Annotated in this window: 15 protein-coding genes; 6 read left to right on the forward strand and 9 right to left on the reverse strand. The window is 70.5% G+C overall.

Going from position 1 to position 14,773, the window contains the following annotated elements; translation table 11 throughout:
• Position 1: 1 nt before the first annotated feature.
• The 4 genes from ABZT93_RS03605 to ABZT93_RS03620 are packed head-to-tail and all read right to left on the reverse strand — an operon-like array spanning position 2 to position 5,045.
• Positions 2 to 1,927 carry a glycosyltransferase family 2 protein gene (locus tag ABZT93_RS03605; RefSeq protein ID WP_356098206.1) on the reverse strand — a complete coding sequence of 642 codons (1,926 nt, stop codon included), beginning with the start codon at positions 1,925 to 1,927 and terminating at the stop codon, positions 2 to 4.
• A gap of 50 nt (positions 1,928 to 1,977) precedes the next feature.
• Positions 1,978 to 3,111: an Mrp/NBP35 family ATP-binding protein gene (locus ABZT93_RS03610; RefSeq protein WP_037719829.1), complete on the reverse strand. Its 1,134-nt coding sequence runs from the start codon at positions 3,109 to 3,111 to the stop codon at positions 1,978 to 1,980.
• Between the two features lie 43 nt (positions 3,112 to 3,154).
• Positions 3,155 to 3,769 (reverse strand): DUF1003 domain-containing protein, encoded by a 615-nt coding sequence (locus ABZT93_RS03615; RefSeq protein ID WP_356098209.1) that lies wholly within the window; start codon positions 3,767 to 3,769, stop codon positions 3,155 to 3,157.
• Positions 3,759 to 5,045 (reverse strand): CBS domain-containing protein, encoded by a 1,287-nt coding sequence (locus ABZT93_RS03620; protein WP_356098212.1) that lies wholly within the window; start codon positions 5,043 to 5,045, stop codon positions 3,759 to 3,761. Before ABZT93_RS03620 ends, ABZT93_RS03615 begins: the two co-directional genes overlap by 11 nt.
• 187 nt (positions 5,046 to 5,232) lie before the next feature.
• Between ABZT93_RS03620 and ABZT93_RS03625 the strand changes: the two genes are divergently transcribed.
• Positions 5,233 to 5,976, forward strand: coding sequence for a hypothetical protein (locus ABZT93_RS03625; RefSeq protein WP_356098215.1), 744 nt, complete (start codon positions 5,233 to 5,235; stop codon positions 5,974 to 5,976).
• On the opposite strand, the gene ABZT93_RS03630 is transcribed toward ABZT93_RS03625, so the two are convergent.
• Complete coding sequence (locus ABZT93_RS03630) at positions 5,973 to 6,485, reverse strand: hypothetical protein (RefSeq protein WP_356098218.1); 513 nt, start codon at positions 6,483 to 6,485, stop codon at positions 5,973 to 5,975. The two genes, ABZT93_RS03625 and ABZT93_RS03630, sit on opposite strands and share 4 nt — an antisense overlap.
• A gap of 10 nt (positions 6,486 to 6,495) precedes the next feature.
• Complete coding sequence (locus ABZT93_RS03635) at positions 6,496 to 7,614, reverse strand: magnesium and cobalt transport protein CorA (RefSeq protein WP_356098221.1); 1,119 nt, start codon at positions 7,612 to 7,614, stop codon at positions 6,496 to 6,498.
• Between the two features lie 519 nt (positions 7,615 to 8,133).
• Here ABZT93_RS03635 and ABZT93_RS03640 point away from each other — a divergent pair.
• A complete protein-coding gene (locus ABZT93_RS03640) occupies positions 8,134 to 8,718 on the forward strand; it encodes a suppressor of fused domain protein (RefSeq protein ID WP_356098222.1) in 585 nt (194 codons plus the stop codon).
• Positions 8,719 to 8,759: 41 nt separating this feature from the next.
• Here the strand turns inward: ABZT93_RS03640 and ABZT93_RS03645 are convergent, their stop codons facing one another.
• Complete coding sequence (locus ABZT93_RS03645; protein WP_356098225.1) at positions 8,760 to 9,983, reverse strand: MFS transporter; 1,224 nt, start codon at positions 9,981 to 9,983, stop codon at positions 8,760 to 8,762.
• Positions 9,984 to 10,154: 171 nt separating this feature from the next.
• Here ABZT93_RS03645 and ABZT93_RS03650 point away from each other — a divergent pair, with 171 nt between their 5' ends.
• From ABZT93_RS03650 to ABZT93_RS03660, 3 genes are all read left to right on the forward strand, one after another.
• Positions 10,155 to 10,796: a DUF6758 family protein gene (locus tag ABZT93_RS03650; RefSeq protein ID WP_356098228.1), complete on the forward strand. Its 642-nt coding sequence runs from the start codon at positions 10,155 to 10,157 to the stop codon at positions 10,794 to 10,796.
• 113 nt (positions 10,797 to 10,909) lie between these two features.
• The gene (locus tag ABZT93_RS03655; protein WP_356098231.1) at positions 10,910 to 11,767 is read left to right on the forward strand and encodes a PHP domain-containing protein; all 858 of its coding nucleotides are present in this window, start codon (positions 10,910 to 10,912) and stop codon (positions 11,765 to 11,767) included.
• Positions 11,768 to 11,863: 96 nt separating this feature from the next.
• A complete protein-coding gene (locus tag ABZT93_RS03660; protein WP_356098234.1) occupies positions 11,864 to 12,469 on the forward strand; it encodes a MarC family protein in 606 nt (201 codons plus the stop codon).
• A 91-nt stretch (positions 12,470 to 12,560) separates the two neighbouring features.
• Here the strand turns inward: ABZT93_RS03660 and ABZT93_RS03665 are convergent, their stop codons facing one another.
• A complete protein-coding gene (locus ABZT93_RS03665; RefSeq protein ID WP_007384531.1) occupies positions 12,561 to 12,713 on the reverse strand; it encodes a hypothetical protein in 153 nt (50 codons plus the stop codon).
• A 194-nt stretch (positions 12,714 to 12,907) separates the two neighbouring features.
• Here ABZT93_RS03665 and ABZT93_RS03670 point away from each other — a divergent pair, with 194 nt between their 5' ends.
• On the forward strand, positions 12,908 to 13,801 hold the full coding sequence (locus ABZT93_RS03670; RefSeq protein WP_356098237.1) for an NYN domain-containing protein: 894 nt from the start codon (positions 12,908 to 12,910) through the stop codon (positions 13,799 to 13,801).
• A 3-nt stretch (positions 13,802 to 13,804) separates the two neighbouring features.
• On the opposite strand, the gene ABZT93_RS03675 is transcribed toward ABZT93_RS03670, so the two are convergent.
• The gene (locus ABZT93_RS03675; protein WP_356098240.1) at positions 13,805 to 14,674 is read right to left on the reverse strand and encodes an alpha/beta hydrolase; all 870 of its coding nucleotides are present in this window, start codon (positions 14,672 to 14,674) and stop codon (positions 13,805 to 13,807) included.
• Positions 14,675 to 14,773: the final 99 nt, after the last annotated feature.

Here is a 14,773-nt window from a genome sequence, read left to right on the forward strand (position 1 = left end):
CCTATCCGCCCAGCCGTCGCCGTACCCGCCGGACCTGACGGTTGTCGGTGACCGCGTCGAGCAGCCGGCGTCCGATGCCGGCCTCGTGGGCCGGGCCCTCGAGGCGCAGCAGGGCGCCGTCACGGACGACGGCGTGGGCGAGCGGGGCGTCGGTCTTCGGCAGGCTGACCGGGTGGCGTCCGGCCGGGAGCCCGAGACGGGCGGGGAGCCGCAGTACGGCGGTCGTCCCGCCCTCGCCGGGGACCAGCTCGGCGTCCACCGTCAGGGCGGACACGGTGACCCTGAGGCGAGCCCGGCCACCGGCCGCCGTCGCCGCCACGTAGGGCAGCGGGAGCGAACGCTCCCCGCGCCCGGAGTTCGCCGCGGCGGCACCGGCCGTGTCCGGACCGAGTCCGCGCAGGCGCTGGTCCACGTCGAGGGCGAGCTGGCCGCTGCCCGTCCAGTACGGCAGCGCGAGCCGCCCGCCGGTGAGCGCCGGGCCCGTGGCCGGTGCCCCCGGGACGCCGTCGCCGGTCAGACGGACCATGCGTTCGACGCCCAGCAGCTGGACGTACGCCCACACGTCGTGCACCCCGCGCTCCAACGGCCGCCCGCCCGCGAGCCGTTCCGGGTCGAGGAGCAGCCGCCCGGACGCGACGAGCCGCGACCGCCCTTCCCCGTGGGACTCGAGCCGCAGCTCCAGGTCACCCTCCGGGTACCACCAGTCCTCACGGTCGCGGTCCTTGACGACCAGTTCGGCGTACGCCAGCCGGAACGGATCGCTGACCTCCCAGCCGTCCCGCGTCCCCGGCACCCCGGCCAGCAGCCCCGGGTCCAGCAGGCGCTTCCCGTCCCGCTCGACGAGCACCAGCGGCTCGCCGTCCCCGCGCAACAGGTCCAGCGTGACGTCGGCGGCCAGCCGGCCGTCCTCCCACCGCAGTCCGGTGACGGCGCTGCGGGCCCTGACCTCACGGACCCGCTCGGCGAGCGCCACGGCGCCGTCGAAGTCACCGCGTCCGAGGAGTTCGGCGCGCAACCGGGACACCGCGGGCAGACCCTCTCGAACGGCGCTGGGGAACTCCTCCGACGCCAGCCGGCGGGCCGCCTCGAAGCGCTCCCGCTGCTGGGCGGGGGCCTCGCGGAGGATCTCGGGCTCACGGGCGCGGGAGAGGATCTCGACGTGGTACAGGCGGTGCAGGAGACGGTTGCGCAGCGCGTTGACGTCGTCGGAGGGGGGCGTGCCGTCCTTGATCTGGCGCACGACGGTGCGGCAGTTGGACCAGAACCCGTGGCGCGGATCGAAGCGGTGCCGGGTGTTGTTGCCGCCGTCGTCCCGCTTCATCCAGTAGTAGCAGGGGTAGTCGGCCAGGACCGCGATCCGCTCGGCCCTCAGATAGGCGGCGCTGACGAAGGCCAGGTCCTCCAGGATCCAGGGCCCCTCGCGGAACCGCAGACCGTGCTCCTCGACGAAGGCACGCCGGAACATCTTGTGCGGCGACATGCTCTGCATGAGCTCGTCGTTCTCGATCGTGCAGGCGTCCACCGTGTGCCGGAACAGCCGCCGGGGCCGCACCATCGTGCTGGACATCTTGCCGAGGACCACGTCGGCGTCGTTCCGCCTGGCGTGCTCGTACAGCCGCTCCAGGGCCTCGGGGCCGAGCCTGTCGTCGTGGTCGACGAACTGGATGTACTCGCCCTTCGCGTGCCGCATGCCGAGATTGCGGGGCGCACCCGGCCAGCCGGAGTTGGGCCGGGTGCGCAGCTGGACGTTGGGGTGCAGGGCGGCGAGCTTCTCCACCCGGGCCGGCGTGTCGTCCGTCGATCCGTCGTCGACGTAGATGACCTCGTACTCGTCGGCGGGCAGGCTCTGGCCGAGCAGCGACGGCGCGCACTCGTCGACGTACTTCCCGGTGTTGTGGAGGGGAACGACGACGCTGACTTTCAGCATTCCACGGACCTTATACGCGGCCCGTGGAATCCCGCTTCATCCCCTACGTCTCAGAACTTGTTCCTGGGCGTGATGCCCAGGGACAGTCCCGAAAGCCCGCGCTGCCGCCCCCCGAGCTTCCCCGCGATCCCCCGCAGAGCCGCGCCCGCCGGAGAGTCGGGGTCGGTCAGTACCACCGGCTTGCCCTCGTCGCCCCCCTCGCGCAGGCGGACGTCGATCGGGATCGAGCCGAGGACCGGGACCGTCGCACCCGTGGTCCGGGTCAGCCCGTCCGCCACCGTCTGGCCGCCACCCGTGCCGAAGACGTCCACCATCTCGCCGCAGTGCGGGCAGGGGAGGCCGGACATGTTCTCGACCACGCCGACGATCTTCTGGTGGGTCTGGACGGCGATGGAGCCGGCCCGCTCGGCGACCTCCGCGGCGGCCTGCTGCGGGGTCGTCACCACCAGGATCTCCGCGTTCGGGACCAGCTGGGCCACCGAGATCGCGATGTCGCCGGTGCCCGGGGGGAGGTCCAGGAGCAGGACGTCCAGGTCGCCCCAGTACACGTCCGCCAGGAACTGCTGCAAGGCCCTGTGCAGCATCGGGCCGCGCCACACCACCGGTGCGTTGCCCGGGGTGAACATGCCGATGGAGATGACCTTCACGCCGTTCGCGGACGGCGGCATGATCATGTTCTCGACCTGGGTCGGACGGCCGTCGGCGCCCAGCATGCGCGGCACCGAGTGGCCGTAGATGTCGGCGTCGACCACGCCCACCTTGAGGCCGTCGGCCGCCATCGCCGCCGCCAGGTTGACCGTCACCGAGGACTTGCCGACGCCGCCCTTGCCGGAGGCGACCGCGTAGACACGGGTCAGGGAGCCGGGCTTGGCGAAGGGCACCTCGCGCTCGGTCTGGCCGCCCCGCAGCGCGGTCGCGAGCTCCTTGCGCTGCTCGTCGCTCATCACGTCGAGCGTGACGTCGACACGCGTGACGCCCTCGACGGCCGCGACCGCGTCCGTCACGCGCTGCGTGATCGTCTCGCGCATCGGACAGCCGGAGACTGTCAGGTACACGGTGACCGCGACCGCCCCGTCCGCGCCGATGTCGACCGACTTGACCATCCCGAGTTCCGTGATGGGGCGGTTGATCTCGGGGTCGTTCACCGTCGCCAGTGCCTCGCGCACCGCGTCTTCGCTAGCCATACAGACGATGGTACGGCGGCCGTGGGCGCCCCCCGCACCCCCGTCAGTGGTCGTCTACGTCACGCCCGTGCGGCCGTTCTGCCGGGAATACGACATGCCCGTCGTGCTGCCGTGCCTCCAGTTCCTTCATCAGGTCCTGGAGTTCCGAGCGGATCCAGTCGCGGGTGGCCACCTCCCCGAGGCCGATCCTGAGCGCGGCGATCTCACGGGTCAGGTACTCGGTGTCCGCGATCGACCGCTCGTTCTGCTTGCGGTCCTGTTCGAGGTTGACCCGGTCCCGGTCGTCCTGCCGGTTCTGCGCGAGCAGGATCAGCGGGGCGGCGTAGGAGGCCTGGAGGGACAGCATCAGTGTGAGGAAGATGAACGGGTAGTTGTCGAAGCGCAGGTCGACGGGCGCGAAGATGTTCCACAGCACCCACGCGATGATGACGACCGTCATCCAGACGATGAACCGCCCGGTGCCCAGGAAGCGGGCGATCCGTTCGGAGAGTCGCCCGAAGGCCTCCGGGTCCCATTCGGGGAGCAGCCTGCGCCGCGGCGAGCGCGGCTGGTCGAGGCGGGTGCGGGGACGGCCCGTCGCCGTGGCGCCGGAAGGGACGCGTTCGCGGGTACCGGACGGGGTGCGCTCGCGGTTCGGGGTCTCGCGCTCAGGCGTCATGGTGGGCCACCCCCTCCGCCCCCTCCGCGTCGAACTCCGTCTCACGCCAGTCCTCGGGCAGCATGTGGTCCAGTACGTCGTCCACGGTCACCGCGCCGAGCAGCGCCCCCGCCTCGTCGACCACGGGCGCCGCCACCATGTCGTACGTCGCGAAGAAACCGGCGATGACCGGCAGAGTCGCGTCCGGGGCGAGGGCCTGGAGGTCGTCGTCGACGAGTGCGCTGACGAGGGTGTACGGAGGGTCGCGCAGCAGCCGCTGGAAGTGGACCGTGCCGAGGTACTTGCCGGTCGGCGTCTCGTCGGGCGGGCGGCACACGTAGACCTGGGCGGCGAGGGCCGGGGAGAGGTCGGGGTTGCGGACGCGGGCGAGCGCGTCGGCGACGGTCGCGTCCGGCCGCAGGACGATCGGTTCCGTCGTCATCAGACCGCCGGCCGTGTGCTCCTCGTACGCCATCAGGCGCCGCATGTCGGCCGCGTCGCCCGGCTGCATCAGGCTCAGCAGCCGCTCCTGCTCCTCGGTGGGGAGCTCGGAGAGCAGGTCGGCCGCGTCGTCCGGGTCCATGGCCTCCAGGACGTCGGCGGCCCGCTCCTCCTTCAGCTTGCCGAGGATCTCGATCTGGTCGTCCTCCGGAAGCTCTTCCAGTACGTCGGCCAGGCGGTCGTCGTCGAGAGCGGCGGCCACCTCGGCACGCCGCTTGGGGGAGAGGTGGTGCAGGACGTTGGCGAGGTCGGCCGCGCGCAGCTGCTCGAAGGTGGCCAGGAGGCTCTCGGCGCCCTGTCCGTGCTCCTCCAGCGTGAAGCCGGTGACGGCGGACCACTCGACGGTCAGCGCCTCGCCCTTGCGCCGGAACGCCCCGCCCTTGCCGCCCTTGCGGACGAAGACGCGGTCGATCTCCCAGTCCCGGCGGGCCGGCAGGTGGTGCACCGACGCGTCGAGGACGGTGACCTGTTCGCCGCTCTCCACGAGCGTGACGCGCCGGTCGAGGAGCTCGCCGAAGACCAGGCGCTCGGTGGGCCGTTGCTCGAAGCGGCGGACGTTGAGCACACCGGTGGTGATGACCTGTCCGGACTCGATGCTCGTGACCCGGGTCATGGGCAGGAAGATGCGGCGCCGCGTGGACAGTTCGACGACCAGGCCGAGCACCCGGGGCGGCCTGCGCCCCACGCGCAGTACGACGACCAGATCCCGCACGCGGCCCACCTGGTCGCCGTTGGGATCGAAGACGGCGACACCGGCGAGGTGCGAGACGAAGATCCGGGGGGCTCCCGCTGCCATGACTGTGCTTCCTTCGGTTCGTCGTTCGTTGTCCGGATTGCCCGCTCGGGAGGGCTTAAGGCTAGCCCGTACCGTTCGGATACGCCCTGGTGAGGGGGCCGGACGGTCTGGCTCCGCCCGGGCCCCGGGGCCCCGGTACGCTGCCGTACGCCGCTGAAGGTCCCTCGTCGGAAAGGCAGCCCCACCTGTGACCGCGATTGCCCAGGGCCGTGCCCGCAGGACCGTTGTGGTGGGCGCGATGTGCGCCCTGGTCGTGACAGGTACGGGCCTGACAGGCTGCAGCGAGGACCCCGACGCGGGCACCAACGGGGTCGGCAAACTGCCCGCCGCCCAGATCCAGTCGAAGACGCGGGCGGCCGCCGAGTCCGCAGGCGCGCTGCGCCTGGCGGGGAACGTGGTCACCAGTGGGCGCACGTACCGGCTCGACATGCGCCTGAGTTCCGACGGCGGCTCCGGGTCGGTCACCGCGGAGGGGGCCACCTTCCAGCTGCTGCGGATCGGCAAGGAGCTGTATCTGAAGGCCGACGCGGGCTTCTGGACCAAGGCCGACGGAAAGGGCGACTCGGACGCGGCCGCCGACAAGCTCGACGGCAAGTACGTGAAGGTGCCGTCGGGCGACCCGGCGTACAAAAAGTTCAGCGGTTTCACGGACAAGGACGTTCTCCTCGACGGACTTCTGACGCTGCACGGCAGCCTGGACACCGACGGCCACCACGAGCAGGCGGGTACCCGCACGATCCGGATCACGGGTGACAAGGGCGACGGCGGCACCCTGGACGTCTCCCTGGAGGGTCAGCCCTACCCCCTGCGCCTTGCCCGGGCGGGCGGCGCGGGCACCCTGACCTTCTCGGCCTGGGGCAAGAACTTCCCCCTGACCGAGCCGAAGAAGGACGAGACCGTGGACTACGGCAAGCAGCTGCCGGCTTCCTAGCCGTGTTTGCGGCGCTTCAGCAGCAGCCGGGGAAGCCCGGCGGGGATCGGCTCACGTGTGGTCGCCGGTGTCGGCAGCGGCGGTTCGGCCAGGTCGCCGTCGGGGAGCGCTGTCGTGATCGCGGTCGGTTCGAGCCGCAGCACCCGGCACTCGCGGGACCAGCGCTCCGTCATGGCCTCGCCGTCGGGGGCGTTCAGCCGTTTCCCCTTGAGTTCGGCGACAGCCGCTGCCCACGCCTCGGACCCGGGCGCGAGCTCCACGACCCTCGCCGTCCAGGAGACCAGCCGGCCCCCCTTGTCCTTGCTGCGGACGGTCACCTCGGCGGCGCCCCCGTCGGTCAGGCCCGGCAGCGGCTGTTCCCCTGGCCCGTCACCGACCAGGCACGCGGCGCCTTCGTGCCACACGTGCCACAGGGCGCGGGCCGGGCTCCCGGGTCCCTTGACCCAGACGAGGCCGGACTTCTTCATGGCCTCCTCGACGAGGGCCCGGTCGAGCAGCTCACTTGTCATGAGGCCCACCCTAGAGCCAGCCGTTGCGCTTGAGGGTGCGGTGGATGCCGAGGCAGATGACACCGGTGATCGCCATGATCACGGGATAGCCGAGCTTCCAGTGCGTCTCCGGCATGTAGTCGAAGTTCATGCCGTAGACCCCGCACACCATCGTCGGTACGGCGATGATCGCGGCCCAGGACGTGATCTTGCGCATGTCCTCGTTCTGCGCGACGGACGCCTGCGCGAGGTTGGCCTGGAGGATCGAGTTGAGCAGCTCGTCGAAGCCGAGGACCTGCTCCTGGACGCGGGCGAGGTGGTCGGCGACGTCCCGGAAGTACTTCTGGATGTCGGGGTCGACGAGCCGCATCGGCCGCTCGCTGAGCAGCTGCATGGGCCGCAGCAGCGGGGCGACGGCCCGCTTGAACTCCAGCACCTCGCGCTTGAGCTGGTAGATCCGCGCCGAGTCGACACCGCGCGAGACCTTGCCGCCGCGTCCCGGGGTGAACACCTCGGTCTCCACCTCGTCGATGTCGTCCTGCACCGCGTCGGCGACCGCGACATAGCCGTCGACGACATGGTCGGCGATGGAGTGCAGCACCGCCGACGGGCCCTTGGCGAGCAGCTCGGGGTCGTCCTGGAGGCGGTGGCGCAGTGCCCGGAGCGAGCCCTGGCCGCCGTGCCGGACGGTGATGAAGAAGTCCCGGCCGGTGAAGCACATGACCTCGCCGGTCTCGACGATCTCGCTGTTGGCGGTGAGTTCGTCGTGCTCGACGTAGTGGATGGTCTTGAAGACGGTGAACAGGGAGTCGTCGTAGCGCTCCAGCTTGGGCCGCTGGTGGGCCTGCACGGCGTCCTCGACGGCGAGCGGGTGCAGCCCGAACTCCCCGGCGATACCGGAGAATTCGGCCTCGCTCGGCTCGTGCAGACCGATCCACACGAAGCCGCCGTCGCGGCGCACCTGGCGCATCGCCTCGTGCGGGCTCAGCTGGTGGTCGCTCTGCAGACGCCGGCCGTCGCGGTAGACGGCGCAGTCGACGACGGCCGAGGGCGTCGAGGGGTCGCGTGTCGCGTCGTACGCGCCGGTGTCCTTGCGCAGCGAGGGACGCGACGGGCGCACGGCGGCACGCAGGTCACGGATCATCGACATGGCAGGCTCCTTCGTGACGGGCAACAAAGGGCCCCGGCGACGGGTGGAACTACCCGGAATGAGGACGTCCTGCAAGGGGTATCCCCGCCCTTGAGGCAGGGGAAGGGTGTTTGGCACGTCCACAAAGCGGGGAGCACCGCACCATCGCGGTGGCGAACTTCGTTGCTGAAGTACTGATTCAGCTACTGCTACAGATCAGACAGATCAGGCAAAACGACGAAGTGCTCTTCCGCACGAAGACGCGAACGTGAAAGGCGGCGGTTGCCGAAAGTCACAGAGCTGCATCAGCGGCCGGAAGAACGAGTGGTACTACCAGGTCGACTTCGATCCATGACAGCCCCACCTCCTCCGGCCGGTCCCTCGTAAGGGACGATCCATTCCCGCAAGGGAGTCTCACAGGCGTCGGGACTCGATACGCGACGCTTCAGCGTGCTGCCCCGACGACCGGGCCAGAGTACCAGCAGGCCGAAGTGTCAAGGCGCTGCTTTGCCCGGTACTGACGAGTTCTATGCTCGCGGCATGGCAGATGTTCTTCCTCTGGTCGAGGCCCGGTTGCGCAGCGCGCTGGGCGAGCCGGACGCGCGCGCGGCGGTCACCTTCCTCGGCACGGACCGCATCGAGGTGCTCCGCTTCACCGACGGGGACATCGTCCGCTACGCCACCCTCGGCATGTCGGCGCAGCCGATGGGCGACCCCACCGCGATGCTCGCCGACCCCGTCAAGGGCCCGCGCGCCGAGCTGCTCATCTCGGTGAGGGGAGGGCTCGCCGACACCGACAAGGTGCTCCGCCCGCTTTCCGTGCTCGCCGCGTCCCCGCAGGTCGAGGGCGTGGTCGTGGCTCCGGGCGCCTCCCTCGACGTGGGTGAACCCCTGTGGCCCGGCGCCCCGTTCACCTCGGTCCTGGTCGCCGAGCCGGGCGGCCTGGTCGAGGACCTGGAACTCGACGAGCCCCTCGACCCGGTCCACTTCCTGCCGTTGCTCCCCATGACCCCGAACGAGGCGGCCTGGAAGCGGGTCCACGGAGCCCAGGCTCTGCAGGAGCGCTGGCTGACGAACGGGACGGACCTGCGGGATCCGTCCCGCAAGTCCGTCCCGCTGGAGTGAGCCTCGCGTGAGCAAGGTCACCAAGTGGTGGCCGGAAGACGTCAGTTGGCGAAGACGGCGACGCTGTCCTCGGTCGCGTGCCTCGGCTCCAGCTCCGCCGCCTCGTGCGTGAGCGCCTTGCGCCGTACGACGACCACCAGCGCGCCGAGCAGCGCGGTCACCGCCGCCACCACGAACGGGACGTGGATGTTGCTCCACTCCTCGATCTTCGGCGCGAAGAACGGCGCCGCGGCCGCCGCGAACCAGCGCACGAAGTTGTAGCCCGCGCTCGCCACGGGCCGCGGGGCGTCCGACACGCCGAGCGCCAGCTCCGTGTAGACCGTGTTGTTCACGCCGATGAAGGCGCCGGACAGGATCGTGCAGACGATGGCCGCGGTGTGGTTGCCGTAGCCGAGGACGAGCACGTCGAGCGCGAGCAGGACGAGCGAACCGCCGAGCACCTTCAGGGAACCGAACCGCTCCTGCAGACGCGGCGCGGCGAACACCGAGAAGACGGCGAGCAGCACGCCCCAGGCGAAGAACACGGCGCCCGACTTGTACGGGGTCATGTCCAGCACGAACGGCGTGAAGGCCAGCACGGTGAAGAACGTGTAGTTGTAGAAGAAGGACGAGATCGCGGCCGAGGCGAGCCCGCCGTGGCCGAGGGCCTTGATCGGGTCGAGCAGGGACGTCCTGCGGGCGGGCTTCGGCTGCTCCCTCAGGAACACCGTGATGCACAGGAAGCCGATCGCCATCAGGAAGGCCGTGCCGAAGAACGGGTAGCGCCAGCTGGCGTCACCGAGCAGGGCGCCGAGCAGCGGGCCGCACGCCATGCCGAGGCCGAGGGCGGACTCGTACAGCAGGATCGCCGCCGCGCTGCCCCCGGCCGCCGCGCCGACGATGACGGCGAGGGCCGTGGAGACGAACAGGGCGTTGCCGAGGCCCCAGCCGGCCCGGAAGCCGACCAGTTCCTGGACCGAGCCCGAGGTGCCTGCGAGCCCCGCGAAGACCACGACGAGGGCGAGGCCGAGCAGCAGGGTCTTCTTGCCGCCGATGCGGCTGGAGACGAAGCCGGTGACCAGCATCGCGATCGCGGTGATCAAGAAGTACGAGGTGAACAGGAGGGAGACCTGACTCGCCGTGGCGTCCAGGCCCTGGGCGATCGACGGCAGGATCGGGTCCACGAGTCCGATGCCCATGAAGGCGACGACGGATGCGCCCGCCGTCGCCCACACGGCCTTCGGCTGGCGCAGGATGCCGCCGGCTCCCGCATCGAAGGGGTCCATGGTCGTTCCTCCACTCCTCAGAGATAGTTGGTATATGCACATAGTAAGTTAGGTCGGCTAATTAATGCAAGCTACACCTAGTTCTTCCTGGTGGGGCGGGGGTGAACCCGTTCCGTCCGGACGGGTGATCGTCCTTGACGTGGCGGAGTGAGGGTAGGACCGTGGGGCCCTATGAGGGGCGAACCCAGTTGCCCGAAGTGTGGTGGCCGGGTCAGGGCTCCCGGACTCTTCGCCGATTCCTGGCAGTGCGACGTGCACGGGACGGTGCATCCGCTGCAGCCCGTGATCCCGCCCAGCGTCGAGGCCCTCGATGTCGTGGTGCACCGCACACAGGTGCCGGTGTGGATGCCGTGGCCGCTGCCGGTCGGCTGGCTGTTCACAGGTGTGGCCTGTGCGGGTGACGATCGCAGCGGCGGTCGCGCCACCGCCGTGGCGTGCACGGGACCCGGACCGCTCGGGGGTGTCGGCGAGCTGATCCTCGTGGCCGAGGAGCTCGGCGTCGGACTCGGAGCACGCTACGCGGGGATCGACGGGCCGGATCCGGGGCCGTACATGAGCGTCGAGAAGCCGGCGCAGGCGAAGGTGCTCGCCGCCGGCCGGCCGACTCCGCTGTGGCATGTCGCCGGGGCGCCGGAGGACCGGGCGGTGTTCGCGGGGGAGGCGCTGGGGCTGTGGTTGTGGGCGGTCGTATGGCCCGAGCAGTCCGGGCTGCTGATGTACGACGAACTGGTGCTGACGGATCTGCGGGATGCCGGGGCGGAAGTCGAACTGGTGCCCTGTGGGGCGCTGTCGCCCCGACTGTTGAAGCCCTGACTGTAGGGGTTGTACCCCGGCTACGGGTGTGACAGGGGAGTCGGAAAATCCGGTTATCCTTGAGCGTCCCTCTCTGTTACGTGTCTGTTCCGTCAGCGTCTGGAGTCCGTGTCGTGCGTATCGATCTGCACTGCCACTCCACCGCGTCCGACGGCACCGACACGCCCGCCGAGCTGGTGCGCAACGCCGCCGCTGCCGGGCTGGACGTCGTCGCCCTCACCGACCACGACACGACCCGCGGGTACGGCGAGGCCATGGCCGCGCTGCCCGCCGGGCTGACCCTCGTCACCGGGGCCGAGCTGTCCTGCCGCATCGACGGGGTGTCCATGCACATGCTGGCCTACCTGTTCGACCCCGAGGAGCCGGAGCTGCTCGCCGAGCGGGAGCTCGTGCGGGACGACCGGGTGCCCCGGGCGCGGGCGATGGTGGCCAGGCTCCAGGAGCTGGGTGTGCCGGTCACCTGGGAGCAGGTGGCGCGGATCGCCGGAGACGGGTCCGTCGGGCGGCCGCACGTCGCCACCGCGCTCGTCGAGCTCGGAGTCGTACCGAGCGTGAACGACGCCTTCACCACCGACTGGCTGGCCGACGGCGGCCGGGCCCACGTGCAGAAGCACGAGACCGACCCCTTCGAGGCGATCCGGCTGGTCAAGGGGGCCGGCGGGGTCACCGTGTTCGCCCACCCCGGCGCCAGTAAGCGCGGCCGCACCGTCCCGGAGTCCGCGATCGCCGAGATGGCCGCCGTCGGCCTCGACGGCATCGAGGTCGACCACATGGACCACGACGAGGACACGCGCGTACGGCTGCGCGGGCTCGCCGCCGACCTGGGGCTGCTCGTCACCGGCTCCAGCGACTACCACGGCAGCCGCAAGACGGTCGCCCTCGGCGAGTACACGACGGACCCCGAGGTCTACGGGGAGATCACGCGGCGGGCGACGGGTGCGTTCCCGGTCCCCGGCACCGGCGGAATCTGAGCCCCGGCCCCGCTGTCCATCACCCGGCGCCGCAGGCCGTGACTGTGTCCGTGCCCGGCTCCGTGTTCCACCCCTTTCTGTAAGGCCAGTTCCGTCATGTTCGACGTCGCCGTCTTCGGCTCGCTCTTCCTCACCCTGTTCGTCATCATGGATCCCCCCGGGATCACCCCGATCTTCCTCGCGCTCACCGCCGGCCGGCCCGGCAAGGTGCAGAAGCGGATGGCCTTCCAGGCCGTCTGTGTGGCGGGCGGTGTCATCGCCGTCTTCGGGCTCCTGGGCCACCAGATCCTCGACTACCTGCACGTCTCCGTGCCCGCGCTGATGATCGCGGGCGGGCTGCTGCTCCTGCTGATCGCGCTCGACCTGCTCACCGGCAAGACCGACGAGCCGAAGCAGACCAAGGACGTCAACGTGGCGCTCGTACCCCTGGGCATGCCGTTGCTGGCGGGGCCGGGTGCGATCGTCTCCGTCATCCTCGCCGTGCAGAAGGCCCACAGCGTCGCCACGCAGGTCTCCGTGTGGACGGCGATCCTCGCCATCCACGTCGTGCTGTGGCTGGTGATGCGGTACTCCCTGCTGATCATCCGCGTCATCAAGGACGGCGGGGTCGTGCTGGTGACCCGGCTCGCGGGCATGATGCTCTCCGCGATCGCCGTGCAGCAGATCATCAACGGCATCACCCAGGTGATCCAGCAGAGCTGAGCCCGCGGACATGCGCAGAGCCCCCGCCCGGCGTCGGTGCCGGGCGGGGGCTCTGAAGCTTCAGCGGTGATCCGCGTCTGTACTGGTCCGGTTATGAGGCCGAGGTGTCGGCCGGACGGATCCAGAGCCGCTGTCCTATGGCGGCGGCCTGCTGAACGATCCGGTTGACGGAGGCGGCGTCCACGACAGTGCTGTCCACGGGCGTGCCGTCGACGTCGTCGAGTCGCATGATTTCGAAGCGCATGGCTTCTCCCTTCGTCTGGTCATCCTCCTGCGGAGAATTACTGCGTACGTAGGTAGTCAACGGGGTGCGTGTTACAAACATTCCCTACGCTAAAGAAATTTTTCGAACAGCTAACTACTGACCGGTAAGCGAGTCTTCTGAGACTCCTTGGGACCGGTTGTGTTCGCAGCGTGACCGCCGGGACAATGGAAGCGATGAACGACGACCTGGCGTCCCTGAGCGCCCGCATCGACCGCACCAACGAGCTGCTCACGCGCATGCTCGCCGAGGTGGCGAAGACACCCTCGACGCATGCGATCTTCGTCGACGCGGGATATCTCTACGCGGCCGCGGGACGCCTCGTCGCCGGCACGGAGGACCGTCGCGCCTTCGACCTCGACGCCGAGGGCCTGATCGAGGCCCTCATCGACCGGGCGCGGACCATCTTCGCGGACAGCAGACTCCTGAGGGTCTACTGGTACGACGGCGCGAGACGCCGTATCCACACGGCGGAGCAGCAGACCATCGCCGAACTCCCGGACGTGAAGGTCCGGTTGGGCAACCTCAACGCCAACAACCAGCAGAAGGGCGTCGACTCGCTGATCCGCTCCGACCTGGAGTCCCTGGCCCGGCACCGCGCCATCAGCGACGCGGCGCTCCTGGGCGGGGACGAGGACCTGGTCTCGGCGGTCGAGGCGGCCCAAGGCTACGGCGCCCGCGTCCACCTGTGGGGCATCGAGGCACCGGAGGGCCGCAACCAGGCGGAACCGCTCCTGTGGGAGGTCGACAGCCAGCGCACCCTCGACCTCGACTTCTTCAAGCCGTACGTCTCCCGGCGGGCCGCCGTCCCCTACGAGGCGACGACCACCCGTCCCACCCGCGACGACGTCCGGTTCGTGGGCGCGCGGATCGCCGCGAAGTGGCTCGCGGAGCGCGGGCGGGCGGCGCTGCAGGAGCTCCTGCCCGGGCATCCCTATCTGCCGGGCTCGGTGGACCAGGACCTGCTGGTGGAGGCGGAGGGGCTGCTCCAGTACTCCCTGCGGGGGCAGGCGGATCTGCGGCGGGCGCTGCGGGACGGGTTCTGGGAGCACTTGCAGGGGCAGTACTGACCGCTATCCGTCGAGGGTGTCCCAGAAGTCGGCCAGGGCGTGGGCCGTGGGGAGGGGCTCGTCGGCGTTGGGGGAGTGGTCGGCTCCCGGGATCACCGTGCGGCGGGCGCGCAGTCGTACGGCCATGTCGTCGAGGAGAGGGATCGGCCAGGTGTCGTCCTGCGAGCCGGACAGGACGTGGAACGGCAGCGGGACGGCGGCGAGTTCGCCGACCAGGTCCGGCTCCGTGCACAACTGGCTTCCTGTGGCGAGGAGTTGGGCGGGCTTGTTGCCGAGCCAGCGGCGGCGCAGCTGCGCGGCGTCCCCGATGCCCTTGGCGGGGCCGCCGACCTCCTCGGGCGGGCCCATGGCCAGGATCGCGTCCCACACCTCCTCCATCGTCATCACCCCGAGCGCGTCGCGCAGCAGCTTCACCCGCTGCTGCTGGGAGTCGGAGATCTGGGCTGGGCCCGAGGAGAGGAGGGTGAAGGAGAGGAAGGGGGAGTCGTCGAGCAGTACGGCGGCGCGCGCGATCTGGCCGCCCAGGGAATGTCCGACCAGGTGCACGGGTGTGCCGAGCGCGGCGGCCTGGGCGAGCACGTCACGCGCCAACTCGCCCCGCGCGTAAGCGGATTCGTCGGTCTCCGGCCCGTCCGACTCGAACTGCCCCCGCCCGTCCACGGCCACGACACGGTATCCGCGCGCGTTGAGCGGCCCATGGAGCAGCGTGAAGTCCTCCTTGCTCCCCGTGAACCCGGGCAGCAGCAGCGCGGTGCCCTTGCGGGCGACACCGGGGGCCACCGCCGAATCCACCACCGCGAACGCACCGCGAGCGGTGTGCAGGGGGTAGGCGCGGGCGCCGGGCGGCGGGGTGAAGACGGCTCGGGTGCTCACGGGGTGAGGGTATCGGCCGGGGTGGCAGGGAGGTGTCGTAGGGGGTGCCGCGTGGGGTGCCACCGGGGGAGACAGGACGGCTGCGGGATCGTCGTGGCT

This window comes from Streptomyces sp. NPDC005303, assembly GCF_040607335.1.
GTDB lineage: Bacteria > Actinomycetota > Actinomycetes > Streptomycetales > Streptomycetaceae > Streptomyces.